Raw genomic sequence first — 14,448 nt, 5'->3', positions numbered from 1 at the left:
CATTAATTTGATGATAACTTCATCAATACAAGACCTGAAACGATTAATACCGCTGCGATCATGCGCATAGCCGTCATCGGTTCATTCAAGATCAAAATGCCAACAACAAACGATCCAATCGCACCAATTCCCGTCCAAATGGTATAGGCCGTTCCAAGTGGAAGTGTCCGCATCGACATGGAAAGTAATACCACACTTAAAATCATGAAAACAATGGTCACGATACTTGGCGTTAACTTGGTAAATCCTTCAGACATCTTCATGGAATATGCCCAAATGACTTCAAAAATACCTGCCAAAATTAAAATTGCCCATGCCATTTTATTACGCTCAACTTTATCGAATGTTGGGTCGTCCCAACGTAATTCTTTCGAGGGAGGTCGTCCTCCTAGGTGCAGTAGTGTACTGTGGAATTTTTAAATATGTGATTTGTTCTGTATCTATATTGACTAAGCTTTTGAAAAAATGAAGCTCTTTATTTAATTCGACTACTGCCAGACAATTTGATCGACCCGCATCAACTCACACGCGCCATTACCCGTATCTTCTCGAGATAAAGAGCTTTTCCAACGCCAACCATCTTTGGCCTGAATCTCAATCAGCGAGCCTTTTAAATACACCAAATCATCTTGTTTAATTTTTTTCATTTGTGTTGCAATTGCGGCATTGGCGGGGACGAGATGCATATTGGCACTGTGTGTTGCAATCTGACGCAGTGGAATGGGTGGCTCATGATCGATAGACCAACGATACCAACGGTTACTTTGGGAAATATCAATCTGTTTATACACCTGAGGGTTGGCCATTTCACCCCAACCTACGGCAATATCCATAGGAGAAAACTCAGCTTCACGCCCCAAGTTATAGTCTTCTCTGGAAAGCACACGGAAGGAACCTTCATAATTTTCTAATGCCACAACTTGTACACCTTGCTGAGTCGTAATCTGACTGATATCAGGTGTAGGCTTAATCCATTTTGTCCACAGCATCCAGCCGAGTGCAATCACTAGCAAGCCATACATCCATCTCGGCATGTTATTGATCCTGTTTATTGCCTAAAGCTTTTATCCATTGCTTAAATCGTGTTAAAGCAGTTGAAAAGAACTGTTGAATCAGGCTTAAGACATTTTCATCTTGCTGCTGATCTTTATTCTGAGCGACTTGTGGTTTAGAGGTCGCCAGTTCCATCGGTTCATAATGCGGCATGGTTTGCTGTAATTCTGCACCAAGATTCAAGCGCTGTAATGCGGCAGTCACCTCAGCAATCGGGTCCTGATGATAGAGGGCTAAATGGCGTGCTTCTAAATCAATACAGTGTTCAATGAGTTGATCTGAAAAAGGCAGTAATGCTTTTCTTACGCGCTGCTCTTCTACAGCACTACTCATATGAGGGATATAGTAAAAACTCACATTCATACTGCCATCGGCAGGAATCAACTCAAGCTGAGAAGCCGACACACGTTGAGATTTTTCTCTCAAGTTAGTCGACGCGTTTAGTTTATCTATTATTGGATTGTCTTGTTGTTCTAAAGCCATTTATGCACCATGAATGACTCAAAAAAGATACTGTCAGTATAAACCAACAGTATCTCGAAAAAATGACATTTTAAACAAAATATCAGAACTTTAGCGACAGACCAGCACCATAGACCCAACCGGTTTTGGAGTCACTGGCGGTTTGCCAGTTGGTTTCCTTACGCCCTTTGCTATAACCATAGCCAACATCGATAAAAGGCATCACTCGATTCTTGACGATTTCATAGCGGGTTTTAACCCCCACTTCAGCATCGGCAAGACCTGTTTTAGCAGCATACTTGGATTCATCTCGCAGTACCCATTCCATTTCCAGATATGGTTGCAGGATCAACTTTTGAGTCAGCAACAAATCTCGTTCTGTTTCCAACACAAAGCGCCATTGTTGGTCTTGTCCGACATACAGATGTGCATCGGTTTCGAAGAAATACTGCGCCATGCCGTGAAAACCGACAACACCCTCAAATTGTTCCTTATCCACCTCACGCTCAGGGTTATAGCGATAATTTACCCCAGCCTGTACATCCCAGAAATCTGCAATATTCCGACTGTATAGCGCAGCCAGACTTTGCTCCGATTTTTCTGACTCGGCCTTGGCATAGTCCGCAATGATGAATAATTTATTTTCATCAGTTCCCACCCAAGTTTTTAACTTGGACTTGAGCGTGCCCTGCCCATCTTCATCAAGTAGCCATTGCGTATCTAACTGCGTCGACTGATAAATCTGTCCGCCATGTTCCTTATAATGGTCAGCATGCCCATCTTGATTCTGCATCTGAGAGGAAATACTTGGGCTTTGATGCTGTGAATGGTCCATCGGCATGGATGCATTCATTGTCATGTTCTGCTGTGCCGACATATCCATTTGCATCGAGTGATCATGTCCTTCATGTGCATAGGTCAATGCACTGAAAGAAGAGACAATGCCACCAATCGCCAATAATTGTGTATAACGTTTCATCTTAGAAGATTGCTTAGTGATGTGCATGGCTCGCTCCTTGAGATGATTGAACTGGTGTTGTTTGTGCTGCTTTGCTGTCATCCACATTGGCGACAATTAATTTACTCATCATGCCCGCACTCATGTGATACAACAGATGACAATGGATCGCCCATTCACCGATTTCATCCGCAGTCAATAAAGCCGTAACGGTCTTACCCGGTGGTACGACTAGAGTATGTTTATTTGGCATATCTTGAGGTGCCTGACCATTTTCCAGCTGCATAAACATGCCATGTAAATGCATCGGATGCGCCATCATACTGTCATTGACAAATTTGAGTCGGATACGCTCACCATAACGCACGGTTAAAGGCTTGAAGTCAGGATCGCTAAATTTCTTGCCATCAATGGTCCAGATATAACGCTCCATGGTTCCACCCAAACGAATTACCACTTCACGTTCTGCTGGACGGCTATAGCTTTCAGGTTGTGGCTTTAAAGATTGCAAATCTGCATAACTTAACGCTTTATGACCTGCTGGCGTTGCTGCATTGGCCCAACCCTGCACGGTATCCGTCTTTGAAGTGTCCGTAGTGGCAGTTGATTGATGCTGGCTATGGTCCATATTGCTCATATCCATTTGAGCATGTGCACTGTGATCCATAGTGGACTGCGAAGTTGTTGCAGTCTTCGCCATGTCTTGCGGCATCTGGTGCTGACTATGATCCATATCCGCCATATTCATTTGAGCATGTGCACTGTGATCCATAGCAGGCTGCGAAGTCGTTGCAGTCTTCGCTTTATCTTGCGACATCTGATGCTGGCTATGATCCATCTTGCCCATATCCATTTGACCATGCGCACCATGATCCATGCCCATATCTTCCATGGTTAATAAAGCTCGTGGACGCGCTTTAGGGATCTGAACCTTTTGCGTATTGGGCGTCATGCTATTGTGCAGTGAGCCAATGGCAAAGCCAGTACGGTCAATCGACTCTGCTTCAATCTGATAATGGGCTTGTTTGGGTTCAACCAATACATCATAAGTTTCGGCTGTTCCAATACGGAATTCATCCACAGGAACAGGTTTCACGGGCTGCCCATCGGCACTGACCACAGTCATTTTTAAGTTGGGAATACGTACATCAAAGAAAGACATTGCTGAAGCATTGATAAAACGTAAACGTACTTTTTCACCCGCATTAAAAGCACCGGTCCAGTTTTGTTGTGGTGTCTGACCATTGACCAAGAAGGTGTAGCCATCTACATCGCCCATGTCGGTTTTGGCCATACGCATCTGATTCCATGCGGAACGGTCTTGCCACGTGGCTTTTAAACCCTGCGTTTTAACTTGTTTCCAGACATCACCCAGTGTTTCACGATGATTTTGGTAGTATTCCGCAGACTTTTTCAAATTCGCCATGATCTTGTCACTTTCCGTTTCATGGAAATCCGACAACATCACCACATAATCACGTTCAGCTTTTTCATGGGCAGCAACAGGTTGCTTGCCTTTTGGATAAATCACCAACGCGCCATACAAACCATCTTGTTCCTGCCCTTTGCTATGTGCGTGATACCAATAGGTGCCGTTTTGACGTACTTTGAAGCGGTATTCAAAACTGCCATTCGGCTTAATTCCTTGGAAACCATTAAAACCTGGTACACCATCCATCAATCCAGGTAACAGCAATCCATGCCAATGCAAAGAGGTATCTTGATTTTTGAGTTGGTTATGCACATGAATGACCGCTTCATCACCCTCTTCAAACTCTAAGAGCGGGGCGATAAATTTACCGTTTACGGTAATGCGTTTGACGGGCTTGCCAGTGACATTCACCATCCCTTCATTAATGTTCAGATGATATTCTTTAATTGCAGCCAAAGTATAAGGCGCAAACAATAGGCTTAAGCTAGCGACAACACCAGCATATAGTTTTGAAGACATGATAATTTCCTAATCTGTTAGCTTTTCAAATTGCTCTGTTCATGAATCGAAAGAGCCGAGTAAAGACAGATCAGGCTTTAGGAGGGCGTAAAATCTCTTGCCAATAACCAGCAAGGTGTCGAGCCTGATAATCCGTATTGGTACGGGTACTCAACTCTAAAAATGGCGAAGACGTTAGACTTGGGCTATGTTGATCCAAACCTAAATTAATGCTTTGACAATGTGAGGTACTATTGCAGTCCAGACAATGTTGATCGCTATGCATTTTCCCATCATGGCACTGTGCTGAACTGAGTGAGTCACTTTTCGAACTTGGCATCTGATGATGTTGATCCATCATTTGCTGATCGTGACACGCCATGCTTGGCATAACCGTTGAAGTATTTTGATCGGATTGAATCACTTGAACAGCAGCAACAGCCACGCCACTCCCCCCGATGAAAAATATCATCAGGAATACAAACCACAGGCGTTTGTATCGCTTAAGAAGTTGCACTTATGTTCCTTATTCCGATCATCAAAAAAATAACTTAATCTGCCTAGGATAATTTCTTTTGCAGTTATGCACAATCATCTTTATGTCTGAATTTCGATAATTCCACCCAAACCTCGCTCCAAACTGCTGCTTTATCAAGCTAAACAGCACATCAACAAGCATGAGCAAAAATAAAGCAAAATGAATAAGTTAATGCACAAAAAAAAGGACAAAAAACTGTCCTTTTTTCATCATTTTGTTGCCAATATAAACAACTGAAATCATTTTGTTTATTTTAACAACATCTTATCCACTTGGTTATCAACACGGTTATCCACCGAGTTATAAACAAAGTTATCCACAAGACTATGTGAATAATAGAATGAAAATACTAAACTTCTTTTGCACCAACTTGTGCCAACTCTGCACGCATTTGATCAATCACGGTTTTATAGTCCGGCTGACCAAAAATTGCTGAGCCTGCAACAAACATATCTGCACCAGCTTCTGCGATTTCACGAATATTGGCCGGTCCTACACCGCCATCTACTTCTAAACGAATATCACGACCACTGGCATCAATAATTTTGCGTGCTTGACGAAGCTTTTCCAAAGTCATTGGAATAAATTTCTGTCCGCCAAACCCTGGGTTTACACTCATCAACAAAATTTGGTCAACTTTATCCAATACATAATCAAGATAGTGCAATGGCGTTGCTGGGTTGAAAACCAAGCCTGCTTTGGCGCCACCGGCCTTAATCAACTGTAATGAGCGATCAATATGATCCGTTGCTTCTGGGTGGAAGGTAATAATATCTGCACCGGCTTCTAAGAAATCACCGATCATACGATCAACAGGTGAAACCATTAGATGCACATCAATCGGCGCTTTGATGCCATAGTTTTTCAGTGCCTTACATACCCCGGCACCAAAAGTCAGGTTAGGAACATAGTGGTTGTCCATCACATCAAAATGTACAACGTCTGCGCCCGCAGCTAGAACTTTCTCTACATCTTCACCTAAACGTGCAAAATCAGCAGATAAAATCGAAGGCGCAATTAAATAAGGCTTGGACATGGACGACCTGGCAAACTCTAAGAAAATAATGCAAGGATTATAGCAAATTTAGCGAACTTAAGTCTGTTACAAAGTCATTATTAGGACATTGCAAACTTGCAACAACGCGTTGCATCTGAACTATTTTTATCTTTTCTCAGCTTTGCTATGGTATGGAGTGAAATAAGAGGATGTCTAAAACATGAACAGTACGACTCAAATCACAACCACTGAAGGAAAACGAATCAGTAAGCGCTTACTGAACCATTGGAAACATAAGTTTGAAGTTTTGGAAACCGAAACCCATTCAAAAATTTTTATGCCGACGGCTACGGTGACACTTACACCACAGGAACAACATTTGGCTGTACTGATTGAAAATCAACAAGAAGATGTAGCTCGTCTAGAACAGGTGGTACTGGATCATTTAAACCGTATGGCACAACAGGAATTTGTTGCTGAATGGCAGCATAGTTAAAAAACTGAAAGAAGTGTTAAATCAGCAGGCAGATCAGTATTTCAATTCGATCTATCCGCTTAAAATTAAAAATAGTATTTTGTTTTGGATATCATGTATGCCTTAAATAGGGAAAGCATATGAATAAGAAATTTTCATCCGTCATGCTAATGACTGCAATCATCAGTCTAACAACCATCGGTTGTAGTAAAAAACCAGAAAAACAAGAGGCAGCCGAGACAAGTGCCGCGACTACAGAACATCAATCAGCTGAAGCACAAACAAAAACCGATAGCTTCAATATCGATCAAATTCCGATTTCGAATGTTGAACTTGGAGATTTTCCATTTATTCAACTCCCTAAAGGCTATCATTTTGCTCATCAATCCACTGAAAACTTCGCTCAAATGGAGTTTTGGGTCGGAGACAAACTTGAGAAAGTTGAGGGTAAACTTTTCAATGGACGGATCGATGCTGAAGAAAATAACAAACAAGCCTCCTTCTTGGAGCTACAGCGTAATTTGGATGCGGTTATTGGCAGCTTAGGCGGCAAAAAAATTACAGACAGTAAAATTCCGACAGAACTCAGCACCCAACTTTCAGAAAAATATGGTGTAGCTTATGTGGATGGATTAGGAGATATTTATAACAATCCAACACAAAGCTATGTGATTCATCAAAATCATCGAGATATCTGGTTTCAAATCACTCAAAGTGGACTATCAGCGGGTTTATTGGTCTTAGAAACCCGACCTATAGAAATCACCGCACAAGCTCTGTCGGCAAATCAGTTAAAAGCCGCTTTAGATCAAAATAATAAAGTTGATATACAGATTAACTTTGAAACAGATAAAGCAACACTGTTAGCAGATTCACATGAACAAATCACCCAAATACTGAACTTATTAAAAAGTGATGATGCGCTAAAACTTGAAATTAATGGCTATACTGATAACTCAGGCGAGTCCGCACATAATTTAAAACTCTCTCAGGCAAGAGCACAAACTGTTGTCAAAACATTGACCGATGCAGGGATTGATCCATCTCGTTTAAAGGCTCAAGGCTTTGGCGATACCAAGCCGGTTTCCAGTAATGAAAGCGAAGAAGGTAAAGCAAAAAACAGAAGAGTCGAATTAGTAAAATTATAATGCTCTAACAAATTAGGGGCTGTTGGCATTTCAGCTATGCCTTATGTTATAGGCTCAAACAACAGCCCCTAAGTAGAACCTTTCGGTTGTTAATTTTTTTCTAATTGAATCGCATGGAACTGTAAATGATCATCGATAAAACTTTGAATGAAGTAATAGCCGTGATCATAGCCTTTGTGTTGTCGTAAAGTCAGGTGTTGCCCTGCATCCAGACAAGCTTGCTTAAACTTTTCAGGGTTCAATTGGGCATAGAACTGATCATCTAAGCCTTGATCAATTAAAATTTCATCAAATACACTGCCCTTTTGCTGAACCAAAGCCGTCGCATCATGTGCGAGCCATTGTTGTTGATCAGGACCCAAATATTGGGTGAATGCCTTTTCACCCCAAGGACAGAGACTCGGTGCACAAATTGGCGCAAAGGCTGAAACCGATTTAAATTGCTCTGGATATTTAAAGGCCAAGGTCAGAGCACCATGTCCACCCATTGAATGCCCGAAAATACCGATTTGGTTTTCGATCACAGGCAATTCTTGCAAGACATGTGCATACAGCTCATCAACCAGATAGGACTCCATCTGATAATGCTCTGCCCAAGGCTGTTGCGTTGCATTGAGATAAAAGCCTGCACCCTGACCAATATCCCAATGATCGCCTTGAGCCACATCATCTCCACGCGGAGAAGTATCAGGCGTAATCAAAATCAGACTTAATCGAGCAGCCATTCGTTGCGCATGTGCTTTGATGGCAAAGGTTTCTTCAGTACAAGTCAGTCCCGCAAGATAAAACAAAGCTGAACAAGGCTTCCCCGCTAAAGCAGCAGGAGGCAAATAAACACCGACCTTAGTGCTTCCCTTTAAATGTTGAGATTCCAGCTGATAAATCCGTTGCTCACCCTCAAAACAACGGTTTTTTTGCAGTAGCTGCATGTTCATCATCCTGTGTTTTGGTTATATCTGTTGAAGCGATATTCTGAGTTGGAAATAAATAGGGCTCAAGCTGTGGCAACATCAGTTCCATGTTGCGTCCAATCGCCCACTGAGGCTCAGAAGGTTCTACGCCCTGTGCAATTTCCCATTTGGTTACCGTTTGCTTGGCCTGTTCAAATGCAGTTTTCATTGAATATTGTTCGCGCATCGCTAAATCAAAGAACGCTCGACCAAAATAAGTATAATCCGCTTCATTATTACAGCCAAACGAGGTTTTATCCGCAGCAGAAGCCGTAATAATTAAAGTATCGGGTGACTGTAATGCAGGAATAAAACTGCCTGAATAACAGGCTGAAATCACAATCACACGCCAGCGAATCCCCGATTTATCCAAGGTTTCTCTTAACCATTTTGGATCAACCTGATCTAAATCCAAAGGTGCATTTTCAATTTCAAAATGATTACGTTCACCATGCGAGGTCATATACAGAAACAAGACATCACTATCCCGATTCATTTGCTGACCAATACGGCGTAAAGCCAACTCCATACTGGTTTTAGAAGCAATCGGAACCTCTAAACGTGTCGCAGGATTATTAATCAACATAATCGAGCGCCCGAAGGTTCCAAAACGCGTATCAAACTGTTCTCTTATACGCTCGATTTCAGATTTAAATACATCCACATAGCTATCACCTGCCACACCCATGAAATACCAATGGCTTTTAGCAATATCCCCATATTGAATCTGATCCAGCGCTTTATCTAACAAATGACTTTGTGCATAGAAAGCATCTTCAGCGAAGCTTGGTGGAGTTTCTTCCACTTTCCAAATCGGCTGATCTTTCACTGAAAGTTGCCAAACCACCATAGTGGCAATGGTCGCGACAAAAACCAAAGCACGTTCCCACCACGGCCAGTTTAAAGCACGTGAAAAAACCCAGATCACAGCCAAACTTTGCCAAACAAACAGTCCAACAAATAAGGGTGGCAGGAAGCCGTTATAAATACTGTCAGGAATAAAATTGAGATAGCCGTTTGAGCCCAAATACTGAATGATGCATTGCAACAATAGAATATTGGTATCCAACACCAACCATAACAAGGCAGGTACTAGCATCAGACGCGGCTGGTTCATACGTTGGGAAAGGAAAATACCAACAATGAGAGCAATGAAAGGCCAAAGTGCATAACCAATTAGACCTTGGGAGTTAAACTCTCCAACTTGGCCTGCGACTAACCAGCTATATAAAGAGTTGGTACATCCGCCGAGAATTCCCCAAATAATGAGTTGGGTAATCGAGGGATGAACGATCTGTAAGGAACGACGAGACCCGAGGAACAACCACATTCCAGCAATTTGGTTACTTTTAAAATCATGCCAGATATTAATAGAGGGTTTAAGGTCGATCATAAAATTCTTCGGGAGTTTCTCTTTTCAAGCCTAAACTGAAAATATGCCATTCTAATCATTGAATGGGCATTACTTTTCCTAAAAAACGCGATGCGCGACTGTAGTGTAAGCTCGACAAGAATTTTTTAGCAATCATGCTTTTGCACTATATCACAAATCTTTACCGAGCATTGACGCAAGCCAAACAATCATTCAATTCTGATTCAAATTTGACCTTTTGGAAAATATGCATCAAAACGGCAGGCATCACCTAACCATTGATGATCAGGGGCTTGATCTGCCAGATAAACTGCGTGACGTGGACGCTTCACAATAACACGTTTGGCAATCTGTTGAGCCAAATGAAGTAGCTGATCACCTAAATCCATCTCGCCATCTTCAGGCAACAACATATGCAACAATTGCATTTGTTTTTTGACTTGTGCCTGTTTTTTGACTGCCTGTTGATTCTGATCACGCTGTGGGAACATTGGATCTAAATACACCACATCCACCTGCTCGCCTTGCTGACCTAATTGCTGTAAATAGGTATTGGAATCTGCATAAATTAGCTCAATTCGCTGCATAGAGCTTTGCAAAAATGGATCTTGCTCAGCTTTGGCTTTGCTATATTCCAATAGCATAAACAGAATCGGATGACGCTCAATTAAACGAACATTCGCCCCCAGATGGGCCATCAATAAACTGTCATGGCCCAAACCTGCGGTGGCATCAATTAAGGTTGGCTTTTCACCCAATTGACAGGCTCTGGCAATCATTTCAGATTTCAGGCTAGCTCTTTTCAGCCGAGGAACTTCAGCACGCCAATCAGGCTGCATTTTCATGCCATTGGCAGCAAGACTGAGCCCATCCTCATCCAAAACCAATGCCATGTCAGGATTCAAACGTAAAAAACGTGCATTAATTTTTTCAACCACCTGCCCGTTAAGCTGCACATTCAGTTCAGCCAAACGGGTTTGCAGTTGTTGAAATGATTGTTCATATTCCGCTGGATACCAACACCCCATCTGCATTACCAATGCACCCAACCTGTCCACCATGTCGCAAGAATAAACAAACCAAAGATAATGCGATAGTACGCAAATGCGGTGAAGTCATGTTTAGAGACATAACGAATCAAAGCGCGAATCACCACCAAAGCAGAAACAAAGGCAACAATGATTCCTACGCCTAGCACAGCCATATCATTGCTATGCAACTCATGACGCATCTTGTACATATCCAGTAAGCCTGCGCCCATCAGCACTGGAATCCCTAAAAAGAAGGAAAACTCTGCCGCAGCTTTACGTGATACGCCTAAGAATAATGAGCCAATAATGGTCGAGCCTGAACGAGACGTTCCCGGAATCAAAGCCAGACACTGAATCAAACCAATTAAAGTCGCTTGTTTAAAACTCAGATCATCCACTTCTTGAGTGACGATCTGATGTGGACGACGTTCCGCCCATAAAATAATAAAACCACCGATAATCAAGGCGATCGCAACGGTAATCGCATTAAATAAATAGGCTTTAACCACATCGCCGAAGGTCAAACCAATAATCACAATTGGAATCGAGGCAATAATCAGATTCAGGCTTAAACGGCGACCTTGTTCTTGTCCTGTGAGTGCGCCAATCAGTGCACCCCACAATTTACCCCAATATTCATAGATCACGGCTGCAATTGCACCAATCTGTACAGCCACCGCAAACATATCTCGTTTTTCAACAGTCCAGAAATCTAACAGTTGACCAGTTAAAATCAAATGCCCTGTACTTGAAATCGGTAGAAATTCGGTAATCCCTTCCACCAACCCCATAATTGCTGCTTTAAATAGCAATAAAAGATCCATAATTAACCTTAGTTCGCTTTACCTTGTTCGGGAATTTTTTTCCAAGCATCATCACGTAAATACACAGGCAGCGCATATTCAGCATCAACCCATTTTTGTTGTGCCGCATACACGCGTGCAATCGTTGCAATGTCCTGCGCCGTTGCCTTGATGTTGACATTTGACGTGTGCTGATAGGAAGCCGCTTCTGAGTCTATGTCAGTTGGCTTAATTAATTCTGAACCCGAACCGATCGCTGTAAATTGACAATACGCTGTGGCCTGCTCATAGCTTAATAATTTCTCATCATCAATGGCCTGCATCATGCCCTGCTCATCAAGGCTAAAATTGGCAATATAGACTTCTTGCATACGCGCATCGAGCACGGCCGTCACCTGCTCTAAGCCATTGAGACGATAAGCCGCCTGCGCCAAAGCCTGTAAACTTGAAACAGGAATAACAGGTAAATCTTGCGACCACGCTAAGGCCTGTGCTACCGCCGCATTGATGCGTACACCACTGAATGATCCTGGACCACGACTAAACGCGATCGCAGTTAAGTCAGCCAATTGCGTATCGGTTTGCAACAGGGCTTGTTCCGTTAAAGGTAAAATGGTTTGAGTTTGTGCCTTGGTTCGCTCATCCAATTGAAAATAGAGTTCTTGAGTATCATCAATTAATGAAACAGAACACTGCTCATTTGCAGTTTCCAATGCAAGCAACTTCATGCAAAAACCTTAGAGAAAAAGAGATAAAAAACGTCGAGTATCATACTCCACTCAAACGCGATAGGCGAGTTATTGTCTTTTTATCGCCATAAAAAAGCCAAGCATAAACTTGGCTGGTTACACTGAAATGATTAAAACTGGAACGGCGCTAAATCTAAGAAATTTTTATAATGTTCTGCATAATGCAAGGCACTTAAACGCAATCGGGCAGCGCCCTGCTCATCCAGCGTTTTCACTACTTTACCCGGTGATCCCATCACGACTGAATTATCAGGAATCACTTTCCCCTCAGGAATCAATGCATTGGCTCCAATAATACAATTCCTGCCAATCACTGCATTGTTGAGGATTACAGCATTCATGCCAATTAAGGAATTATCGCCAATCGTACAACCGTGCAGCATTACCTTATGCCCAATCGTGACATATTCACCCACATTCAATTCGATGCCTGCATCAGTATGTAATACTGCATTTTCCTGAATATTGGAAAAATTGCCAATCCGAATCACGCAATTATCAGCACGAACCACAGCACCAAACCAAATGCTGACCTGACGACCCAATTCTGCTTGACCAATTACTGTTGCTGTTGGAGCAACCCAGCCATCCCAAGGTTCATGTAACGCTTTTGGACTCAATCCCTGATAGGTATACATCATGATTAATAACTCTTAAAAAATTAGAATTTAGATAAACCAAAATGAGGCGGATTCACTAAGAATGGCCAATTTTTTTGATAACCTAAACCGTACTGAAATAAGGAAATCAACATCCGAGCTGTTAGCCCCCACACAATTTCACTTTCCACCTGCATACTAGGGAAATACAGCGATTGCCTAGCCAAACGAACTTCATAAGGCAAAGGAGGTGCATCCATTAATTCTTGTAATGGAGCAAAGAAAATTCGATCAATTTCTGTAGGCTGAGCGATTAAATCGACTTGAGCCGGTATCAATCCCACAATCGGTTTAACCGAGAGACCACTCCGTGCACGCTGAATCGGTAAATCACCCAGAAGTTTAACATCAAATGGATTTAGGGCTGTTTCTTCCTGTGCCTCACGTAAAGCAACCACGATATTACTGGTATCACTCGGATCACGTTTTCCACCGGGAAAAGACACCTCTCCCGCATGTTGAGACAACTGCATAGAACGGCGGGTCAGTAAGACTTTCGGTTGAATTTCTTGGGTAATTGCAATCAAAACCGCAGCGTCCGCCTGCTGGATCCGTTTGGAAAAACGCAACCGTTGTTGTAAAAGCTGTATTAACGATGGTTCTTCCATATGACTCATCTCTTTGTTCTCTTTTTCCTTAATCAGCATCATAGCTGAAATTTTCGGTGCAATCATAGATCATGATGCGAAGTCATCAAAATTCAGTTATGCTGAGCTATCTCTACGGCCGATGATAATTATGAGCTTTTGCGTTGCGTGTGGACATCAAACTGAAGCAAAAATTCCAGTAGGTGATCATAAATCACGACTTGTCTGCACTCACTGTGGCAACATTCACTATGAAAATCCCAAGGTCATTTGTGGTGCTTTGGCCCTTTGGGATGATAAAGTTTTGCTATGTCGTCGGGCAATTGAGCCGCGCTATGGCCTATGGACCTTACCTGCTGGTTATATGGAACTCTTTGAAACCATGGAGCAAGGTGCGGCACGTGAAACCCGTGAGGAAGCCGAGGCCGAAGTAGAAATCGAACAACTGTATTGTATGTACAATATCCCACGTATTGGCCAAATATATGTCCTATTCAAAGCGCATTTAAAACAAGGCTTATTTGGTGCGGGTGAAGAAAGTATCGAATGCCGTTTGTTTGAAGAACATGAAATTCCTTGGACCGAATTGGCTTTTCCGAGTGTAGAACAAACACTCCGACATTATTTTGCGGATCGTAAAACAGGGATTTTTCTAACCCATTTAGAAACGTTGGGAACACGACTCGACCATACAGGTTAGATTAAAAAAGACCGCCATTGCGGTCTTTTTTAATCA

General features: G+C 42.4%; 17 protein-coding genes. 3 read left to right on the top strand and 14 right to left on the bottom strand.

The genetic code is table 11. The annotated features are described in order from the left end of the window. Positions 1–2: 2 nt before the first annotated feature. From A7P54_RS08705 to rpe, 7 genes are all read right to left on the bottom strand, one after another. The gene (locus A7P54_RS08705; RefSeq protein ID WP_004655532.1) at positions 3–320 is read right to left on the bottom strand and encodes a multidrug efflux SMR transporter; all 318 of its coding nucleotides are present in this window, start codon (positions 318–320) and stop codon (positions 3–5) included. 168 nt (positions 321–488) lie between these two features. Continuing rightward, a complete protein-coding gene (locus tag A7P54_RS08700) occupies positions 489–1,034 on the bottom strand; it encodes a hypothetical protein (protein WP_033133469.1) in 546 nt (181 codons plus the stop codon). Position 1,035: 1 nt separating this feature from the next. Then, a complete protein-coding gene (locus A7P54_RS08695) occupies positions 1,036–1,536 on the bottom strand; it encodes a cobalt transporter (RefSeq protein ID WP_171549331.1) in 501 nt (166 codons plus the stop codon). Positions 1,537–1,618: 82 nt separating this feature from the next. Beyond that, positions 1,619–2,521 (bottom strand): copper resistance protein B, encoded by a 903-nt coding sequence (locus A7P54_RS08690; RefSeq protein WP_171549330.1) that lies wholly within the window; start codon positions 2,519–2,521, stop codon positions 1,619–1,621. Then, the gene (locus A7P54_RS08685) at positions 2,508–4,424 is read right to left on the bottom strand and encodes a copper resistance system multicopper oxidase (RefSeq protein ID WP_171549329.1); all 1,917 of its coding nucleotides are present in this window, start codon (positions 4,422–4,424) and stop codon (positions 2,508–2,510) included. The genes A7P54_RS08690 and A7P54_RS08685 overlap by 14 nt, the downstream gene beginning before the upstream one ends. 70 nt (positions 4,425–4,494) lie before the next feature. Then, positions 4,495–4,920, bottom strand: a complete 426-nt coding sequence (locus A7P54_RS08680; protein WP_004804572.1) for a hypothetical protein — start codon at positions 4,918–4,920, stop codon at positions 4,495–4,497. A 370-nt stretch (positions 4,921–5,290) separates the two neighbouring features. Beyond that, positions 5,291–5,977, bottom strand: a complete 687-nt coding sequence (rpe, locus tag A7P54_RS08675; protein ID WP_004804570.1) for a ribulose-phosphate 3-epimerase — start codon at positions 5,975–5,977, stop codon at positions 5,291–5,293. A 181-nt stretch (positions 5,978–6,158) separates the two neighbouring features. Between rpe and A7P54_RS08670 the strand changes: the two genes are divergently transcribed. Together A7P54_RS08670 and A7P54_RS08665 are read left to right on the top strand one after the other, a co-directional pair. Beyond that, positions 6,159–6,434 (top strand): DUF2218 domain-containing protein, encoded by a 276-nt coding sequence (locus A7P54_RS08670; RefSeq protein ID WP_004655547.1) that lies wholly within the window; start codon positions 6,159–6,161, stop codon positions 6,432–6,434. Between the two features lie 119 nt (positions 6,435–6,553). Then, complete coding sequence (locus A7P54_RS08665; protein WP_171549328.1) at positions 6,554–7,561, top strand: OmpA family protein; 1,008 nt, start codon at positions 6,554–6,556, stop codon at positions 7,559–7,561. A gap of 89 nt (positions 7,562–7,650) precedes the next feature. Here A7P54_RS08665 and fghA read toward each other — a convergent pair whose 3' ends face one another. The 7 genes from fghA to A7P54_RS08630 all read right to left on the bottom strand — a co-directional run bounded on the left by fghA (position 7,651) and on the right by A7P54_RS08630 (position 13,742). Beyond that, complete coding sequence (gene fghA, locus A7P54_RS08660) at positions 7,651–8,490, bottom strand: S-formylglutathione hydrolase (RefSeq protein WP_171549327.1); 840 nt, start codon at positions 8,488–8,490, stop codon at positions 7,651–7,653. Next, entirely contained in the window at positions 8,459–9,904 is a 1,446-nt protein-coding gene (locus A7P54_RS08655; protein WP_004804563.1) for a C13 family peptidase, read from the bottom strand. The genes fghA and A7P54_RS08655 overlap by 32 nt, the downstream gene beginning before the upstream one ends. A gap of 203 nt (positions 9,905–10,107) precedes the next feature. Continuing rightward, entirely contained in the window at positions 10,108–10,917 is an 810-nt protein-coding gene (locus A7P54_RS08650) for a class I SAM-dependent methyltransferase (RefSeq protein WP_171549677.1), read from the bottom strand. Next, positions 10,917–11,738, bottom strand: coding sequence for an undecaprenyl-diphosphate phosphatase (locus tag A7P54_RS08645; protein WP_004804559.1), 822 nt, complete (start codon positions 11,736–11,738; stop codon positions 10,917–10,919). Before A7P54_RS08645 ends, A7P54_RS08650 begins: the two co-directional genes overlap by 1 nt. Before the next feature lie 8 nt (positions 11,739–11,746). After that, positions 11,747–12,445: a tRNA (adenosine(37)-N6)-threonylcarbamoyltransferase complex dimerization subunit type 1 TsaB gene (gene tsaB, locus A7P54_RS08640; protein WP_171549326.1), complete on the bottom strand. Its 699-nt coding sequence runs from the start codon at positions 12,443–12,445 to the stop codon at positions 11,747–11,749. Positions 12,446–12,576: 131 nt separating this feature from the next. Continuing rightward, positions 12,577–13,104, bottom strand: coding sequence for a gamma carbonic anhydrase family protein (locus tag A7P54_RS08635; protein ID WP_171549676.1), 528 nt, complete (start codon positions 13,102–13,104; stop codon positions 12,577–12,579). A gap of 23 nt (positions 13,105–13,127) precedes the next feature. Continuing rightward, positions 13,128–13,742 carry a CoA pyrophosphatase gene (locus A7P54_RS08630; protein WP_162180579.1) on the bottom strand — a complete coding sequence of 205 codons (615 nt, stop codon included), beginning with the start codon at positions 13,740–13,742 and terminating at the stop codon, positions 13,128–13,130. Positions 13,743–13,863: 121 nt separating this feature from the next. On the opposite strand from A7P54_RS08630, the gene A7P54_RS08625 reads away from it, so the two are divergent. After that, complete coding sequence (locus A7P54_RS08625) at positions 13,864–14,412, top strand: NUDIX hydrolase (protein WP_171549325.1); 549 nt, start codon at positions 13,864–13,866, stop codon at positions 14,410–14,412. Positions 14,413–14,448 lie beyond the last annotated feature (36 nt).

The organism is Acinetobacter sp. Ac_3412 (assembly GCF_013072675.1).
GTDB lineage: Bacteria > Pseudomonadota > Gammaproteobacteria > Pseudomonadales > Moraxellaceae > Acinetobacter > Acinetobacter higginsii.
The sequence above is the reverse complement of the archived record's forward strand: the minus strand, read 5'-3'. Positions and strand labels throughout refer to the sequence as shown.

What these genes read in the sequence shown, in the direction of transcription:
- A7P54_RS08650 (WP_171549677.1), bottom strand. Translation starts at nt 10,917, where the DNA reads ATGCAGATGGGGTGTTGGTATCCAGCGGAATATGAACAATCATTTCAA.
- A7P54_RS08685 (WP_171549329.1), bottom strand. Translation starts at nt 4,424, where the DNA reads ATGTCTTCAAAACTATATGCTGGTGTTGTCGCTAGCTTAAGCCTATTG.
- A7P54_RS08655 (WP_004804563.1), bottom strand. Translation starts at nt 9,904, where the DNA reads ATGATCGACCTTAAACCCTCTATTAATATCTGGCATGATTTTAAAAGT.
- A7P54_RS08665 (WP_171549328.1), top strand. Translation starts at nt 6,554, where the DNA reads ATGAATAAGAAATTTTCATCCGTCATGCTAATGACTGCAATCATCAGT.
- A7P54_RS08705 (WP_004655532.1), bottom strand. Translation starts at nt 320, where the DNA reads ATGGCATGGGCAATTTTAATTTTGGCAGGTATTTTTGAAGTCATTTGG.
- A7P54_RS08690 (WP_171549330.1), bottom strand. Translation starts at nt 2,521, where the DNA reads ATGCACATCACTAAGCAATCTTCTAAGATGAAACGTTATACACAATTA.
- fghA (WP_171549327.1), bottom strand. Translation starts at nt 8,490, where the DNA reads ATGCAGCTACTGCAAAAAAACCGTTGTTTTGAGGGTGAGCAACGGATT.
- tsaB (WP_171549326.1), bottom strand. Translation starts at nt 12,445, where the DNA reads ATGAAGTTGCTTGCATTGGAAACTGCAAATGAGCAGTGTTCTGTTTCA.
- A7P54_RS08645 (WP_004804559.1), bottom strand. Translation starts at nt 11,738, where the DNA reads ATGGATCTTTTATTGCTATTTAAAGCAGCAATTATGGGGTTGGTGGAA.
- A7P54_RS08635 (WP_171549676.1), bottom strand. Translation starts at nt 13,104, where the DNA reads ATGTATACCTATCAGGGATTGAGTCCAAAAGCGTTACATGAACCTTGG.
- A7P54_RS08670 (WP_004655547.1), top strand. Translation starts at nt 6,159, where the DNA reads ATGAACAGTACGACTCAAATCACAACCACTGAAGGAAAACGAATCAGT.
- A7P54_RS08695 (WP_171549331.1), bottom strand. Translation starts at nt 1,536, where the DNA reads ATGGCTTTAGAACAACAAGACAATCCAATAATAGATAAACTAAACGCG.
- A7P54_RS08625 (WP_171549325.1), top strand. Translation starts at nt 13,864, where the DNA reads ATGAGCTTTTGCGTTGCGTGTGGACATCAAACTGAAGCAAAAATTCCA.
- A7P54_RS08630 (WP_162180579.1), bottom strand. Translation starts at nt 13,742, where the DNA reads ATGAGTCATATGGAAGAACCATCGTTAATACAGCTTTTACAACAACGG.
- A7P54_RS08700 (WP_033133469.1), bottom strand. Translation starts at nt 1,034, where the DNA reads ATGCCGAGATGGATGTATGGCTTGCTAGTGATTGCACTCGGCTGGATG.
- rpe (WP_004804570.1), bottom strand. Translation starts at nt 5,977, where the DNA reads ATGTCCAAGCCTTATTTAATTGCGCCTTCGATTTTATCTGCTGATTTT.